The sequence below is a fragment of the Leisingera sp. NJS201 genome, from assembly GCF_004535885.1.
Lineage (GTDB): Bacteria > Pseudomonadota > Alphaproteobacteria > Rhodobacterales > Rhodobacteraceae > Leisingera.
On record NZ_CP038234.1, the window covers coordinates 1,200,048 to 1,214,966 of the forward strand.

The 14,919-nt window shown below is 61.6% G+C and carries 21 protein-coding genes; all 21 read left to right on the forward strand.

Annotated features, from left to right (window positions below):
- Nucleotides 1–105: 105 nt before the first annotated feature.
- On the forward strand, nucleotides 106–840 hold the full coding sequence (locus ETW23_RS05895) for a helix-turn-helix transcriptional regulator (protein ID WP_134829422.1): 735 nt from the start codon (nucleotides 106–108) through the stop codon (nucleotides 838–840).
- Nucleotides 840–2,807 (forward strand): phage terminase large subunit family protein, encoded by a 1,968-nt coding sequence (locus ETW23_RS05900; protein WP_134829423.1) that lies wholly within the window; start codon nucleotides 840–842, stop codon nucleotides 2,805–2,807. Before ETW23_RS05895 ends, ETW23_RS05900 begins: the two co-directional genes overlap by 1 nt.
- Nucleotides 2,804–4,387 (forward strand): phage portal protein, encoded by a 1,584-nt coding sequence (locus tag ETW23_RS05905; RefSeq protein WP_134829424.1) that lies wholly within the window; start codon nucleotides 2,804–2,806, stop codon nucleotides 4,385–4,387. Before ETW23_RS05900 ends, ETW23_RS05905 begins: the two co-directional genes overlap by 4 nt.
- The gene (locus ETW23_RS05910) at nucleotides 4,384–4,653 is read left to right on the forward strand and encodes a hypothetical protein (protein WP_134829425.1); all 270 of its coding nucleotides are present in this window, start codon (nucleotides 4,384–4,386) and stop codon (nucleotides 4,651–4,653) included. The genes ETW23_RS05905 and ETW23_RS05910 overlap by 4 nt, the downstream gene beginning before the upstream one ends.
- Before the next feature lie 17 nt (nucleotides 4,654–4,670).
- Nucleotides 4,671–5,432 carry a head maturation protease, ClpP-related gene (locus ETW23_RS05915; protein WP_167738090.1) on the forward strand — a complete coding sequence of 254 codons (762 nt, stop codon included), beginning with the start codon at nucleotides 4,671–4,673 and terminating at the stop codon, nucleotides 5,430–5,432.
- A complete protein-coding gene (locus tag ETW23_RS05920) occupies nucleotides 5,345–5,728 on the forward strand; it encodes a hypothetical protein (protein WP_134829427.1) in 384 nt (127 codons plus the stop codon). The genes ETW23_RS05915 and ETW23_RS05920 overlap by 88 nt, the downstream gene beginning before the upstream one ends.
- Nucleotides 5,729–5,731: 3 nt before the next feature.
- Nucleotides 5,732–6,112: a head decoration protein gene (locus ETW23_RS05925; RefSeq protein WP_134829428.1), complete on the forward strand. Its 381-nt coding sequence runs from the start codon at nucleotides 5,732–5,734 to the stop codon at nucleotides 6,110–6,112.
- Nucleotides 6,113–6,122: 10 nt separating this feature from the next.
- Complete coding sequence (locus ETW23_RS05930) at nucleotides 6,123–7,136, forward strand: major capsid protein (protein WP_134829429.1); 1,014 nt, start codon at nucleotides 6,123–6,125, stop codon at nucleotides 7,134–7,136.
- 113 nt (nucleotides 7,137–7,249) lie between these two features.
- On the forward strand, nucleotides 7,250–7,636 hold the full coding sequence (locus ETW23_RS05935; RefSeq protein ID WP_134829430.1) for a hypothetical protein: 387 nt from the start codon (nucleotides 7,250–7,252) through the stop codon (nucleotides 7,634–7,636).
- Nucleotides 7,636–8,007: a hypothetical protein gene (locus ETW23_RS05940; protein WP_134829431.1), complete on the forward strand. Its 372-nt coding sequence runs from the start codon at nucleotides 7,636–7,638 to the stop codon at nucleotides 8,005–8,007. The genes ETW23_RS05935 and ETW23_RS05940 overlap by 1 nt, the downstream gene beginning before the upstream one ends.
- Nucleotides 8,007–8,783: a hypothetical protein gene (locus ETW23_RS05945; protein ID WP_134829432.1), complete on the forward strand. Its 777-nt coding sequence runs from the start codon at nucleotides 8,007–8,009 to the stop codon at nucleotides 8,781–8,783. The genes ETW23_RS05940 and ETW23_RS05945 overlap by 1 nt, the downstream gene beginning before the upstream one ends.
- Nucleotides 8,783–9,256, forward strand: coding sequence for a phage baseplate assembly protein V (locus ETW23_RS05950; protein WP_134829433.1), 474 nt, complete (start codon nucleotides 8,783–8,785; stop codon nucleotides 9,254–9,256). The genes ETW23_RS05945 and ETW23_RS05950 overlap by 1 nt, the downstream gene beginning before the upstream one ends.
- A 26-nt stretch (nucleotides 9,257–9,282) precedes the next feature.
- Complete coding sequence (locus tag ETW23_RS26715) at nucleotides 9,283–9,546, forward strand: PAAR domain-containing protein (RefSeq protein WP_368075893.1); 264 nt, start codon at nucleotides 9,283–9,285, stop codon at nucleotides 9,544–9,546.
- A 23-nt stretch (nucleotides 9,547–9,569) separates the two neighbouring features.
- Nucleotides 9,570–9,797: a hypothetical protein gene (locus tag ETW23_RS05960; RefSeq protein WP_134829435.1), complete on the forward strand. Its 228-nt coding sequence runs from the start codon at nucleotides 9,570–9,572 to the stop codon at nucleotides 9,795–9,797.
- A 6-nt stretch (nucleotides 9,798–9,803) separates the two neighbouring features.
- Nucleotides 9,804–10,193, forward strand: coding sequence for a GPW/gp25 family protein (locus ETW23_RS05965; protein WP_134829436.1), 390 nt, complete (start codon nucleotides 9,804–9,806; stop codon nucleotides 10,191–10,193).
- Nucleotides 10,190–11,146 (forward strand): baseplate J/gp47 family protein, encoded by a 957-nt coding sequence (locus ETW23_RS05970; RefSeq protein ID WP_134829437.1) that lies wholly within the window; start codon nucleotides 10,190–10,192, stop codon nucleotides 11,144–11,146. Before ETW23_RS05965 ends, ETW23_RS05970 begins: the two co-directional genes overlap by 4 nt.
- Nucleotides 11,139–11,900 (forward strand): phage tail protein I, encoded by a 762-nt coding sequence (locus ETW23_RS05975; protein ID WP_134829438.1) that lies wholly within the window; start codon nucleotides 11,139–11,141, stop codon nucleotides 11,898–11,900. The genes ETW23_RS05970 and ETW23_RS05975 overlap by 8 nt, the downstream gene beginning before the upstream one ends.
- Complete coding sequence (locus ETW23_RS05980) at nucleotides 11,900–12,415, forward strand: phage tail protein (RefSeq protein ID WP_134829439.1); 516 nt, start codon at nucleotides 11,900–11,902, stop codon at nucleotides 12,413–12,415. Before ETW23_RS05975 ends, ETW23_RS05980 begins: the two co-directional genes overlap by 1 nt.
- Nucleotides 12,416–12,426: 11 nt before the next feature.
- Nucleotides 12,427–13,188 carry a hypothetical protein gene (locus ETW23_RS05985; protein WP_134829440.1) on the forward strand — a complete coding sequence of 254 codons (762 nt, stop codon included), beginning with the start codon at nucleotides 12,427–12,429 and terminating at the stop codon, nucleotides 13,186–13,188.
- Nucleotides 13,189–13,202: 14 nt separating this feature from the next.
- Nucleotides 13,203–13,601, forward strand: coding sequence for a hypothetical protein (locus tag ETW23_RS05990; protein WP_134829441.1), 399 nt, complete (start codon nucleotides 13,203–13,205; stop codon nucleotides 13,599–13,601).
- A gap of 106 nt (nucleotides 13,602–13,707) precedes the next feature.
- Nucleotides 13,708–14,886 (forward strand): phage tail sheath subtilisin-like domain-containing protein, encoded by a 1,179-nt coding sequence (locus ETW23_RS05995; protein ID WP_134829442.1) that lies wholly within the window; start codon nucleotides 13,708–13,710, stop codon nucleotides 14,884–14,886.
- Nucleotides 14,887–14,919: the final 33 nt, after the last annotated feature.

Below are 14,919 nucleotides of genomic sequence, written 5' to 3' on the forward strand. Positions count from 1 at the left end.
GTTCGGTAGTCAGACGGGTTTGGGAAAGCCTTAACACAAGGGGGTTCGCTTAACGCTGGGGGCTTAACAATAGGCCCGACTGGCAACGGACTGAACAGGTCAGGCATGGAAGCTGCACATCAGGAAATGTCGCAGGCCGATTTCGCGCGGGCCATGGGTGTCAGCCGGGCGGCTGTCAGCCAATGGAAGTCGAAAGACATCCTGCGCGATGATGCGTTCACCAAGCCCGGCAAGAAGGGCAAGGTTATCTACCCGGTCGCCGTGGAACAGGTCCGCCGCAACCGGGACATCGGCCAGTCGCTGGGCAATGGAATTGCCACGCGAACCACGGTGGACGCTGAGGCGAAAGCGGAAGTGCCGGCTGCACCGATGTCAGTGCCACCGGCGGTTTCGGAACCGCAACCTGACTTGCCGATGCCGCAGCCGGAACCGGCTGAAGCGACGCCGCCGGATGATGCATCCCCCGGCCTGACGCCCGCCGTGCAGCCCAAGGCTGACAGCGTGGAAGACATGCTGAAGCGGGCAAAGCTGGAAGAGCAGCTTCGCCGTAACAGAATTCAGGCAACCGAAGAGGCCGCGCAGCTGGGCAAGCTGGTGGCGGCTGACGATGCGCGGGAACAGCTGGCCCGTGTTGCAGGCATGATGATGCAGATTTTTGAAGGCGCATTGACCGACTTCGCAGCGGCGATGGCGTCCCAGTTTGACGTTCCGCAGCGCGATGTCTTGCATCTGCTGAAGAGCGAGTTCCGGAACGTCCGCCAGACCGCGACCATGAAACAGCGTGCGATTGCAGAAGGCACGCCAAAGCAGGTCAACACGAACGTGGAGCTAGACGCCTGATGCTGGATGTCCCTGTCACCAGTGCCGAATGGATGGTGCACGATGTTCTGGCTGAAGTATTGGACCCGCCGCCGCCGGTCGATTACCTGACTTGGGCGGAACACAACATTGAATTTTCGGAGCGGGAAAGTGAATTTTCCGGCCCCTATAACCGCCAGCGGTTCCGCTATTTCGACGCCATACTGATGGCGCTGTCGCCGGAAGATCCATGCCGGATAGTCACGCTGGCGAAGTCGGCGCAGCTGGGCGGCACGGTGCTGGCGAACATCTTCACCGGCGGTTCCATGGATATGGACCCCGGCGATTTTCTGTATGTCCACCCGACTGAAGAAAACGCGCGGCGCTGGTCGAAGATGAAGCTGCAGCCGATGCTGAAAGGCACCACGGCGCTGCGCAAGATTTTCCCGATGAAGGCCCGCGACGGGCAGGACTCGGTTTTTTACAAAGAGCGCCGCGACGGTCGCGGGGCCATCCTGATTTCCGGGGCCAACTCCCCGGCCTCGCTGTCGCAGGTTTCCATGTCCCGTCAGGTGCAGGATGACCTTGCCAAGTGGGACATGAACAGCGCGGGCGACCCTGAGAACCAAGCGGACAGCCGCAGTCAGGGCCGCGAGTTCGCCAAGATTTTCAAGATTTCGACGCCCATGGTTGTGCCGGGGTGCCGTATCACGACCAATTTTGAAGCGGGGTCGCAGGAATATCCTTATGTGCCCTGCCCGCACTGCGATTTCATGCAGGTGCTTGAATGGGAAAACATGCTGCGCAGTCTGGATGAAGATCATCCGGAGCGCGCGCATTTCACCTGTCCGGAATGCGGATGCGCCATCGAAGACCACCATCGCGCGGAAATCATCCCGCGTGTGGAGTGGCGGTCCGCAAATCCCAAGATGAAGCGGTATCACCGTTCGTTTTACCTGTGGTCGGCCTATTCGCCGCTGCAGTCGTTCGAGCGGGTCGCGCGGTCATGGCTGGCTGCAAAGGGCGACCCGCCGAAGGAGCAGACGTTCTGGAATGACGTGGTGGGCAAAGCCTATCGCGTATTGGGCGAGGCCCCGCCGTGGGAAGACATCCGCGACCGCGCTTCGGAATCGGATTATGCCCACGGCACCATCCCAGCGGGCTATCCGATGCTGACCTGCGGTGTGGACTGTCAGGGCGACCGGGTGGAATGGCAGGTGGTCGCGTGGGGGCGGAATAAGCGCCGCGCGATTGTGGAATATGGCGTGTTCAGCGGGCACATTTCCGATGAACAGTGCCAGACCAAACTGAACGGCCTTCTGCGTCAGGGGTTCCGGAATGCCTATGGGCGCAAGGTTGAAATCGACCTGCTGGCCATCGACGGCAACGCCTACACCGAAGACGTTTGGGACTGGGCGCGTAAGCATCTGGCCAGCCGGGTCATCATGGTGCGCGGTGTGCATCCGGAAAGCGCCCCGCTGCTGGCGCAGGTGAAGAAAGAACGAAACCGCCGGGGCAAGGTTGTCCGCTATTCGAAGCGGTTCTTCAACTTCGCTTCGTCGGTTCTGAAAATGGGGCTCTACCGCAACCTGAAGAAGACCGACCCGGAAGAGCGCGGTTTCATCGCCTTGCCCAAGGGGCTGGATGATGAATTCTACCGGCAGCTGACTGCGGAAACGCGCAAGGCGCAAAAGGCGAAGTCGGGCTTCACCCGGTATCTGTGGGTCAAAGACCCGAACCAAGCCAACGAGGGTTTGGATACTCACCTGCAGGCGGAAGCTGCGGCAATAAGGTTGGGGGTTCGGAGCCTGCCGGACACCGAATGGGACCGGCTGATGGCGGAACGCGAGTGCCCGCCGGAAGATGTGCAGGGCGATTTCGAAGACTTGCTGATGGCGGCGCAGCCACAGGCAGCACCGGCGCAGAAAGTTGCGCCGCAGAACGATGAACCAGCCGAAGCGCAGGCCAAGGCCCGTGCGCGGTCGAAGTGGAGAAACCGGACGCGATGAGCGGACTAGTGAAATCAGACGGTGTGACACCATTGGTCGCGGCCAGCCGTTCTCCGCGCCCGACCGCCCGTTATCTGCGTGACACCAGCAGCGGTGTTATCGCATCGCGGGTGGCCCCGGTGACCAGCCACAGGGACGATGTGCGCCGTTCATGGTCGCGTGCCGCCGGGCTGGCCATGGATCTTATCCAGAACAGTGGACGCCTGAAGGGCGCAACCGACCAAGTTCTTGCGGATACCGTTGGGGTCGGTCTAACGCTTTCGCCTGACCCGGACCTGACCGGATTGGGCTATGACGACAAGGAAAAGGCGGACTGGATTCGCATCGTCAAGCGGCGCTGGACGGCTTACTGGAAGAAGGCCCGTGAATGCGACATGCGGGGCAAGCTGACCGGTCCGCAAATGGTGGACATCGGCCTGCGCTGGCATATCGCCTATGGCGAGGTCACCGGGGTCTTCGATTTCTTTGCGGATGACCGCCGCCGCAAGTACAACCTGACCACCGGCACCAAGCTGTTGCTGTATCCGCCGACCCGGCTGGTGCAGGACACCAGCGAGTTGGAGGGGCTGTTTCAAGGTGTCCGGCATGACGAAAATGGCCGCGCTGTCGCTTATCGGTTTCAGACATCGGCAAGCGGCCTGAAGGCAAAAAGGGACTATCCCGCCTTCGACACCGATGGCCGTCCAGTTGTCATGCACATCTTCGATCCGATGGATTCGGAAGATGTGCGTGGCATTTCGCAGCTGGCCCCGGCCTTCCGCAAGCACATTCAGGCGGAAATGCTGGATGATGCCACGCTTCAGATGGCCATTCTGCAAACCGTTTTTGCCATTACGCTGACCAGTGAGCAGCCAAGCCAAGACGCCTACGAGGCGCTGGAAGTTCTGAAAGAGAGCGAGGGCGGGACCGGGTACGCGCAAGAGTATCTGGATTTCCTTGGCGCGCAGCTGGATCGCGCTGCCGAAAGCCGGATTTCGGTTGGGGCCGACCCGCAGGTGTCGCACCTTGGCCCCGGTGAAAAGCTGGGGCTGGAAACCGCGAACGTGCCGGGGCGGGACTTCCTGCCGTTTTCGAACAGCCTTGCCCGCGACATGGCACGGACCATCGGCTGCACCTACGGGGGGCTGACGATGGATTACACCGACGCCACCTATGCCAGCGTGCGCATGGAGGGGTCCAGCATCTGGCCCGTGGTTCTGCGCCGCCGGGAGCGGATCGCCGCGCCGATGTGCCAGTTGGTCTATGCGAATTGGCTGGACGAAGAGGTTGGCGAGGGCCGTATACCCTTCAAGGGGGGTTACCGCGCCTTCCGGGCAAATCGCGACCGGGTGTCAGCCGCCAATTGGCAAGGCCCTGCGAAGCCCACGGCGGACGATCATAAGGCCGCGCGGGCATCCACCGAACGGCTGAAAAACGGCACCAGTTCCATCGGCATCGAAACCGGGGATTTGGGTGTAGATCCGGACGCCTTGTTTGAAGAGCGCCAGCGCGAGCATCAGCGCTATGTCGATGCGGGGATGGAATCGCCATACGCGGTGCGGCAGGCGCAGCCCATCATTGAAACGGAGCCAGCCCCATGACCGTGGCGAACACCGTGCGCATTGGCGCAGACACCATCGACATTTCGCGGCCCTGCGATGTCGTGACTGCGCTGAAGAAGATGCAGTTGAAGCTGGCAACCGGCGGGGTGCGGGAAACCGTTCGCATCGACGGTGAAGAGGTAACGTTTCAGCGGGCCAATGACCGCCGTCTGGCGGCGCTGATCGCCACATATGAAACGGAATGCGCGCGGGCCACGGGCAAGCGCAGCCGGACCAGATACGCGAAGCGGTTCCGCTTCACCTGATCAACAAGGAGACAGTCATGACCATCTTGGTGGATGGCGAACTCGTTCTTTACGGGTTCGTCGGGGATGACTTTTGGGATGAAGGGTTCACCGCTTCCCAAGTCATCGACGCGCTGGCGATGCTGGGGCGTGATGCGGACATCACCGTTCGCATCAATTCGGGCGGTGGCTACACCGATGACGGCATTGCCATCTACAACGCCCTGAAGGCGCATCGCGGCGACGTGGCGGTGGTGGTTGATGCTATCGCGGCATCGTCGGCTTCGGTCATCGCGATGGCCGGTGACACCATCACCATGCGGTCCGGTGCCCTGATGATGATCCATGACCCTGCGAAGTTCACTTGGGGCGATGCTGGTGACCACGAAAAGTCCACGGAACAGCTGAACAAGCTGGCCGACCTGATGGCCGACATCTACGCGGAACAGACCGGCGAAGATGCTGAAACCATCCGCGAAGACATGAAAGACGAACTGTGGCTGACCGGCGAAGAAGCGGTGGCGCGCGGTTTTGCCACGGACACCGAAGGGGGGCGTGCCAAGGCCGTCGCCGCGTTCGACTACCGGGTGTTTGCCCGTGCCCCAAGAAACTCGTGGCGAAGGCCAAGAGGGAAAAATGGTCCTTCGAAGCCGTCGCCCGGAATGCGGCGTCCGCCGCGCAATCCCCTGACCATGAAGAGGAGACACCGACCATGGCAAAGAAACCCGTGGCGGCGGACACGACACCCGCCAGCCCGACCACGGCGCAGGATGCGCCGGGCAGCAGTGCCGCCGATGTGAAGGCCCGCATCAAGGCCATCACCGAAGACGATGCTGCGAAGGATCATGAGGCGCTTGCCAAGCATTTGGCGTTCGACACCGACATGCCCGCTGATGAAGCGATTGCCGCGCTGGTGGCCGCTTCGGCGGATGCATCGTCGTCGGCTGAAGACGCGCCGGACCCGGCCAAGTATCAGGCCAGCCGCAGCGCCGCGACCGACCTTGCCCAGCCTGCAGGCGGCAAGCCTGCGAAGGCGCGGGCATCCATCAACACCGGTGGTATCTATGCCGCCCGCCGTTCCGGAAAGGAGGCGTAACCCATGGAAAGCGCAACCATGCAGACCCGCAATCTGTCGTTCCTGCTGTCGGAAGCCGCAGGCCGCCGTTCGCGCAGCATCGTCACCATCGCCAACGCATCCGGCAAATTGGCTGCTGGCACGGTTCTGGGCAAGGTGACCGCCTCGGGCGAGTATGTTCCGTCGCCTGATGCCGTGGTGGCAGGCAAGGAGGGGGCCGAAACCGCCGTAGCCATTCTGGCCTATGGCGTCGATGCGACCGACCAAGCGGTGGAGGTGACCGCCATCGACCGCGACGCAGAAGCCAAGCTGCCGGGGCTGTCCTTCGACGCCTCGGTGGATGACCAAACCAAAACCGATGCCAAGGTGGCGCAGCTGAACGCTGTCGGCATCCGCGTGCGCTAAGGAGGCACACATGGAAGAAGAATTCACCATTGTTGAACTGACGGCGGCAATCAACAATCAGCCGTTTGTTCCCGGTCAGGTCGGGGCGCTTCGTGTCGGTGACCAGCCGCTGTTTGATGAAGACGGGGTTGCGACCGACTCCATCAAGGTCGAAGAGCAGGAAGGGAAGCTGGACATCATCGAGCCGACGCCGCGCGGTTCGGCTGGGAATGCGCTGGATGATGGCGAAGGCCGCCGCCGCCTCACTTTCGAAATCGACCACTTCGAAATCCCGGATTCCGTCAACGCTGACGAAATTCAGGGCGTCAAAATGTTCGGTTCCGATGACCAGCTGGAGGTGATGGAAAACCGCATCGACGCCAAACTGGCGCGGCACGCCCGCTCGCTGGATGCCACGCTGGAACATCAGCGCGTCGGTGCCATCAAGGGCATCATCGTGTCCGGTAAAGGCAAGGTGCTGCACAACCTCTATGACCGGTTCGGCCTTGCAGTGCCCGCACCCATTGCGCTTGGCATTGACCAGCAGGTGGCCGGTATCGCCAGCAAGATCAAAAAAGATGTGGTCTACGCTGTCGAAGATGAACTGGATGAATCCTATGATCACATCCACGCGATGTGCGGGCGGGACTTCCACGATTTCTTGTGGGAACAGAAGGAAGTGCGCGAAACCTTCCTTGCTGACAATCAGGGCTACCAGCTGCGCGACGGTGCGCCGGATGTGTTTCGGGTCGGCAAGGTCACCTTCGAGCGCTACCGCACCGGCAAGAAAGCGACCGCTGCCAATGGCGGCGCGGCCTTCATTGCCACGAATGAAGCGCGGGCGTTCCCGGTTGGTGTGCCTGATCTGTTCATTACGCGCTTCGGTCCCGGTGACTGGAACGGCCTGCCGAACACGGTTGGTCTTCCGCGCTACACCCGGATGAAGGCCAAGTACAATGACAAGGGCTATCATCTGGACAGCCAGATGAATGCGATTTCGCTCTGCACCCGTCCCGGCGTGCTGAAGAAGCTGACCATTAACTGAACCCTGAAATTCAGGCCATTGAAGCAAGGCCCGGCGGGAAACTGCCGGGCCTTTGGCTGCATCCCCAAGCGCCCGCGCGGCGTTTCGGAATTCAGCCTGTGAAGGAGACAATCATGGCGCAGTCGAAAAAGAAGTGGGTGGCCTTCAAGAGCAATGCCACCGTGCCTGCAGATGTGGTGGGCGAAGAGGAAGACCGGAAGATGCAGGTGGGTGAACCTGTCCAGCTGCCGGAATCCTATGCCAACCATGTGGTGCAGGATGGTTTTGCCGCGTTCTGCGATGCCCCGAAGAAGACTGCCCCGAAGAAATCGGGTGGCGGGCAATCTGCCGCAGAAAAGGCGGCAGCAGAGACCGCGCAGAAGCTGGCCGCTGCGAAACAGGCGGTGTCCGACGCAGACCTGCATCTGAAGTCTGTGGCAGGCACTGCTGATGAGGAAGAGGCGCGTGAAGCGCTGGCAGCGGCTGAAACTGAACTGGCCGCGCTGCAGCCCGCATCCTGATGGACCGGTCGCTGCGGGAAGACCTGATGGCGGAGGTGGATGACGTTTGGTCTGAAACTATCCGCCATCTTCCGCTGGCCAGCGGGCAGCAAGATCCGGAGCGGGACACGGCGGAAATCGCCGCCTGTTTGCGCACCGGTGACCGCGACGCCGAACGCCTTAACTTCGGACGCGGCAACAAAGGGCGCGCAGGCGTGATGGCCGATGGCGGGGATCTGCGCATCGACCGGTCCGCCTATCCGGATCTGGTGGTGCGCAAAGGTGACAAGGTGGTGGCGCTGGACCGTGACGGCCAGCCGGTGTTCGAGGTGCAGGCGGTCGATGACCGGTCGCACCTTCGGCTGATTTGCGAACTTGGGGATGCGAACTGATGTCGTTGACGATGATGGCCCTGCGGATTGCGGCGGTTCAGGCGCTGAAGGCTGGCGGAACGCTGGTCGGTGACAATGTGTTGGACAGCCAGATTTCCGCCATCGACCAGACGGCGGACGGCCAGCTGCGCAGCGACCAGCAGCGTCCCTTCATTGCGGTCTATACCGACGCGGCCAAGTCGCAGGATTTGGGGCAGACCGGCCTTCGGTCCAATGGCCGGGTGGATATCATGTTCAACTGCGGCGTGTCGCTGACCATGGCGCAGACTGACAAGGAAACCGGCGAAGCCAGCATTGTTGAAGGGTTCCCGGCGACGGATGCCCATTTTGAAGCGGTTCTGGATGTTCTGGACGTACAGATTGGCCGCGTTCTGAGCGATCCGGACAGCCCGTGGGCGCAGGTCTTCGGTGATTTTGTGCAGTCCTATGTCGCCAAGGAGCATGTGCGGTCCAGCAGCGCGGCGGAAAACGTGCGCCTTGCCGCCGGACAAACCAAGCTGACGGTCGAAGTTTTCGCGGACCCCCGACTTGGCCAGCCCTTGCCTGATGGCGGGCCTTGGCCGCGTTTTATGGCGCTGATGGAAGAGTACGACGTCCCGCAGCTGGCGTTGTTCCAGCAGCTGTTGGGCGAAGCGGCCTCCGGCCCCTATGCTGAATTTGAGCGCCTGACCGGAATGACCACGCGCGATGCGCAGTCATTGCAGCTTTACACCTTTGGCGGTGTCGCGCGCGATGTCGTCGTGACGGATGCGGTCAGTGAAGCGGTGCCGTCCTGATGGCAGGGCTTCCGGAAATCATTGATGACCTGCGCCGCCGGGTTGGAGAGTTGGAACGCCGCACGCGCTCGCAATCCCGCACCGGCGTGGTGGCGGAAGTGGATGCCGCAAAGGGCGTTGCGCGGGTGAGGCTTCTGGACGGTGACCAGCCATTTCTGACGGGCTGGATACCGTGGGAAGAGCCTGCAGCGGGTGCGAACAAGACGCACAACCCGCCGTCCGTTGGGCAGCAGGTCAAGGTCTATTCGGAGTCGGGCGACCTGTATGATGCCAGTATTCAGGGGAGCCTGAATTCTGATGCGAATGGCCGGCCTTCCGGGGCTGGGGATGAATATGTGCTGGCGTCGGTTGGAGCGGCTAGCGTGACAATCAGCGGCGGAGGGGCAACCATGGTTTTGAAGGTTGGGGCCAGCACGATAACCATGACCAATGGTGGCATTGTTCTGAGCACGCCGCGCCTCGATCTGAACTGATGCCAGCAGTTACCCGATGGGGCGACATGTGCACTGGTCACGGTGCATTCCCGCCTAGAAATAGCACCGGCGGCAGCCCGGATGTCTTTGTCAACGGCATTCCGGTGCACCGTCAGGGGGATGGTTGGGCTGTTCATTGTGACCCATTGCCAAGCTGCCATGGCGGTTCATTGGCTGCCGGGTCTAGCACGGTCTTTGTCAATGGCATGCAGGTTGGCCGGGTCGGTGACCCGGTGGACTGCGGGTCAAGTGTTGCCAGCGGGTCTGGCAATGTTTTTGCGGGCGGTTGACGCCTTAATCCAAGGAGAAAACGATGAGTGATGAGAAAACCGCTTTGGCGGACTATGAGGTGACGCAGGCCCGCGAAATTGGCGGGGTGTTTCGCAGCAAGGGCGAGGTTCTGCCGATGACGGTGCGGCAGGCGAAATATTATCTTCCGCCCTACGGAACCGGGCTGAAGCCGGTTGCCGGAAAAGGTGCAGCGAAGCCCAAGACCAATGACGCCAAGCCCGCGGCTGCGGCTGACAAGGTGAGCGCCTGACCCGGTATGGACCTGAACCACGATACCGGGGGCGCGGTCGAAGGGTGGGCGCATGTGGTGCAAAGCATCCAGACCATCCTTTCCACCCGGATAAACGCCCGCGTCTTCCGGCGTGAATACGGGTCCGAAGTCCCGGCGCTGGTTGATGCGCCGATGAATGAAGAGAATGTTCTTGCGCTGTATGTGGCCGTGGCCGAAGCGCTGGAACGGTGGGAGCCGCGTTTCGAACTGACCGATGTTCGGGTGAAAGGCGCGGCAACCGGGGCCATCACCATGACACTGACCGGAAACCACCGGCCCAATGCCCATACGGGCGACCTGACAACCGTTGCCGATGAAAACCAAACCATCCGCGTTTTGCGCGACCGGGTGGACAATTGGAGTGTTGCCGCATGAGCCGCTTTGCCGCGCTGGACCTGACCACACTGCCAGCCCCGACCGCGATAGGTGTTCTGGACTTCGATGCCATTCTGGAAGCGCGTCTGGTGGAGCTGGAAGCGCAATTGGCGGAGGTCTTTGAAGCGCCGAAGGTGGCTGAAGTCATGGCGCTGGCCCGAAACATTGCGTCCAGCCCGATGCGCTATCTGAATGAGGCTGCGGCGGCGCGGGAATTGTATCTGGAAAACCGCATCAATGAGGCAATTCGGTCGGTTTTCCTATCCACTGCGCGGGGTGGCGACCTTGACCAGATCGGGGCTAATCGCGGCGTGCTTCGCAAAGTTCTGGATGACAGTGACCCGGACAACCCGGTCATGGAAAGCGATGAAGCGTTTCGCGCCCGCATCCAACTGGTCATTGAGGCATGGTCGCCGCACGGCACCGAAGGGTCGTATGTATATTGGGCGCTGGATGCTGATGACCGGGTGGTGGATGTCGCGGTCTATGGGCCGAACCACGGGCTGGACCCGGCCATTCCTCCTGCGGAACCCAAGATGGTCATCTTGTCCAGCGAAGGAGACGGGACGGCAGATGCCGCGCTGCTGGACGCGGTGTTTCAGCACTGCACGGTGGATAAGCGCCGTCCGGTTGCCGATAAGCTGACCGTGGAATCCGCGCAGCCTGTGCCCTACGCCATCGAAGCGGTTCTGCATGTGACCACGCCGGAAACAGCATCGGCTGTTCAGGCGGCGGCGCAGGCGGCGGCGGAAGCCTTTGTGAATGGCCGCATCCGGATTGGCCGAAAACTTTACCGCACGTCCATCGCGGCGGCGCTGAGCGTGCAGGGGGTGGTCGATGTCGAACTGGTGTCGCCCGCCGCAGACTTGGAGATCGGGCCGTTCGATGCCCCTCACTGCACCGGCATCACGCTGACGCTGCAGTCCATCACCGGGGGGTGGCGAGATGTTTGACGTGAAGAACACGCAGCTGCCGCCCACTGCAACGCCGCTGGCCAAGGCGCTGGACATCTTGGAAGAACGGCTGTTCAGCCTGCCGGTCCAGATGATCTCCAAAGACCCGGCCACAGTTGGCGTCGCTCTGCTGGATCATCTGGCTTGGGAGCATTCGGTTGATGTCTGGGATCTGGACTGGCCGGAAGATGTGAAGCGCAGCGTCATCGCGGTCAGTGCCGAAGTGCATCGGTTCAAGGGTACGCCCCACGCCATCCGCACCGCGCTTGCAGCCTTCGATGTTGATTCCGAACTGCTGGAATGGTTCGAACCTGAAGGTGTGGCGGACGGCATGGAAGCGGGCAGCTTCCGCGTCACGGCCTATGCCGGCCGGTCGCTGTATGGGCCGAATGAAAACACCATCGACAACCGGATGGTGCACGCGATGAATTCTGTGGTGCAGCGGGTGGCCCCTGTGTCGCGGAAACTGGTTTTCCGCCTTGGGGAGCGATTTCGCACTGAAGGCTATCTGCGCACCGGCGCGCGACCCGCACATCTGCATCAGGCCGACATCGACCCCGGCCCGCGCCCGGCGCAGGTTGAAGGCGGGGCAATGCTGCGCACGGGGCAGCGCATTCGGCGGGTGTGCAGCGAAACCCATGAACCGCAGCCGCGACCGGCCCCCGCGCCCGTTGCGGCCTTTGTGCGACTGGCGGCGCGTGTTCTGGCCGTCAGTCAGGAATTCCACGATGTTCAAAGGAGGGCAGCAGGCTAATGCCGACAACACTTCTGACCGATATTGCAGAGGCGAAAATCACCGCCGCCGCTGGGTCGGGAACAGCGGTCGCCATCACGCATATCGCGCTTGGTGACGGCAACGGGGCAAACTATGCCCCCAGCTATTCCCAGACCGCCCTGCAACGCGAAAAGGCGCGGCAGGCAATTCAGACCCGGCATATCACTGGCAGCAATGCGTGGCGTGTGAAGGCGGAATTTGATCCCGACACTCCGGCGTTCGCAGTGCGTGAAATGGGGTTCTTCGATGCGGATGGTGATCTGATCGCCATCTGGGCGGGCAATGACGTGGTGCCACGCCAGACCGGGGCCATCACCTATCTGGTCGATCATGTACTGAGTTTCAGCCGGGTTGCGGAAGGGGTGGTCATCGTGAACGCGCCTGACGATGCGCTTTACGAACACGCGCTCGCTACCACCGCCACCCTCGCCACACTTGCCCTTGAGCAATTCCATCAGGCCGAGCGCCTGCGCGCCCTGCACGGGCCTTTCTGAAAGGAGACACCATGACATCCACCGAACTTCTGACTTCGGCAACCACGGCGCTGCAAGCCGCCGCCGACGCCTATAACGCCCGCGTTGATGAGATTTCTGCGAAGATGAACGATCTGCGCGGCATCGTTGGCGATGAGATGACCTTCATCGGCTATGTCACGCCCAACGAGGTCAACCCAACCCGCGTCGATGGTGGCACTTTCCTTTCCATCAAAGAAGTCATTGATGCCTCTCCGGACGCGGCGAATGTGCATGTCTACCTTCCTTCCGATGCGACGTTCCAGCTTGATGTGAATATCGCGACCGGGCGGCGGCTGGTGCAGATCCGCAAGGACGGGGCGGGGGCAAACCCGATCTTGCAGCCTGTGCCTTATCTCAATGTGGCGAACAATTATTCCCGGTATTTCTTCAGCCGTGCAGGCGCGATCATCTTCAACGAGGTTGATCTTGACCTGACCTTGCCTGCGGTCGATGGCGGCACGCCCTTCATCGTCGCGCGGGCTAGCGTCGTGACCTATGACAGCGCGATGCCCGCCGTGGTTGCGGTCATCAATGCGACGGTGACGGGTATCGGCGATGGCCGGGGCGTCGTGGGTATCGGCGTCGGCGCGATGGCGCAGTTGGGGCTTTCCAACGTCACTCTCGACAACGCGACGGGTATCGCTGGCGCGGCGAATGGCGTGGCCATCGTGAGCCAGCAGGCGGTCACACTGGTCAATGGCGGAGTGCTGAATGATGGCGGCACCTTGGGCCAAAACCTCATTAAAAACTGATCGGCAGGTGACCCATGATTTCTTTTGAACACAACGGTAGCCAATACCTGAACTTCACACCTGAGGAAGCCCGTGCGGCTGGCGTTCCTGAAAACGTGATCCTAGCGGCAGAGTCCAGTGTGCGCCGGAAGCTTGTCAGCGCAGAGTGCCGCCGCCGCATTTATGATGCCGCGTCAGCTGAAGCGCAGATGAACATGGCGACTGCGGTCGCGGTCATCTCCGGAAAAGCGGAGGCTGATCGCTCCGCTGATGACAGTATGGTGCTGGATGGCGCGCGGTTGGCACTTGCTTGGGTGGCGGATATGCGCGCAGCGTTTGAGGCTTTGGCCGCTGACCCCAGCGCGGACTTTTTGAGCGATGCGGCATGGCCTGCGCTTCCGCCTGAAGTGCTGCCCATGATCGAGCGGTTCTAAGGCCGCACGCCGCGCGCATCAGGCGCAACCTTAATACTATCCCGGCGGATGCCGGGGCATGCCCGGCAGGTGTGTGCCGGGTTTTCTTTTGTCAAAGGAGACGAAGATGAGCTTTCTTAGCTTCCACCACGGCACCCGCCTGCAGGAGTCCAATGAAACCCCGGTGCTGGTGCAGATCGCGCAAACCGCAGTGGTCGGCCTTTTGGGCACCGCGCCCGATGCGGACGCGACCAAGTTTCCGCTGAACACCCCGGTGCTGCTTACGGGCAATCCTGCTGCGGCGGCTGACCTTGGGGATGCGGGCACCTTGAAGGATGCGGTCGATGATGTGTTTGACCAGATCGGCGCATACACCATCGTCATCCGTGTCGATGAGGGTGTGGACACCGCCGCCACCATGTCCAATCTGGTGGGTGATGAGACACAGCTGACCGGTGTGCACGCTTTGAAAAAGGCCGAAGCGCAGCTGGGCATCAAGCCCCGCCTGATCGCCATTCCGGGCTTCACCAGCGGCGATGGCGTAACCGCCAATCCGGTGGTAGCCGAACTGGTCGGCGTGCTGGACCAGCTGAAGGCCGTCGCCTTTGTCGATGGCCCCGACACCACCGATGCCGATGCCATCGCCTACCGCGACCAGATCGGGTCGCAGCGCGTCTATGTTGTGGACCCCAAGGTGCTGGTCTGGGATACCGCTACCAGCGCCTATGTGGCCCGTCCGGCATCGGCCCGCTTCGCCGGTGTGCAGGCCCGCGTTGATACCAATCTGGGCTTCTGGCACTCGTTGTCGAACAAGAACATCAACGGCATCGGCGGGGCGTCCCGCACCATCACCTACGGGCTGCAGGCGAACTATCTGAACGAAAACCATGTGGGCACCATCATCAACATGGGTTCCGGGTTCATCACGTGGGGCAACCGCGCCGCGACCACCGATGACCTGTGGGTGTTCTTGTCCGTGCGCCGGACGGCGGACTTCATCAATGAAGCCATCGAAAAAGCGTATCTGGAATTCGTGGACAAGCCGTTTTCGGCAGGGAACCTGAAGTTCATGCTGGAAAGCGGCAACGCCGCCATGCGGACCTTCAAGGCATCGGGGGCCATTCTGGGCGGTCGTGTCTGGATTGACCCGACCCTGAACGAACCGACCGAAATGGCGGCGGGGAAAATCACCCTGTCCATGGAATTCGAGCCGCCTGCCCCGATGGAGGACATCCGGTTCATCGCGCACCGCAACATCCAGTATTATCTGGAACTGACCAAGGAAGCGCTGAAATCGGCGGGGTAAGCCTGCACCGACAGTGAACGAATAGCGCAGATG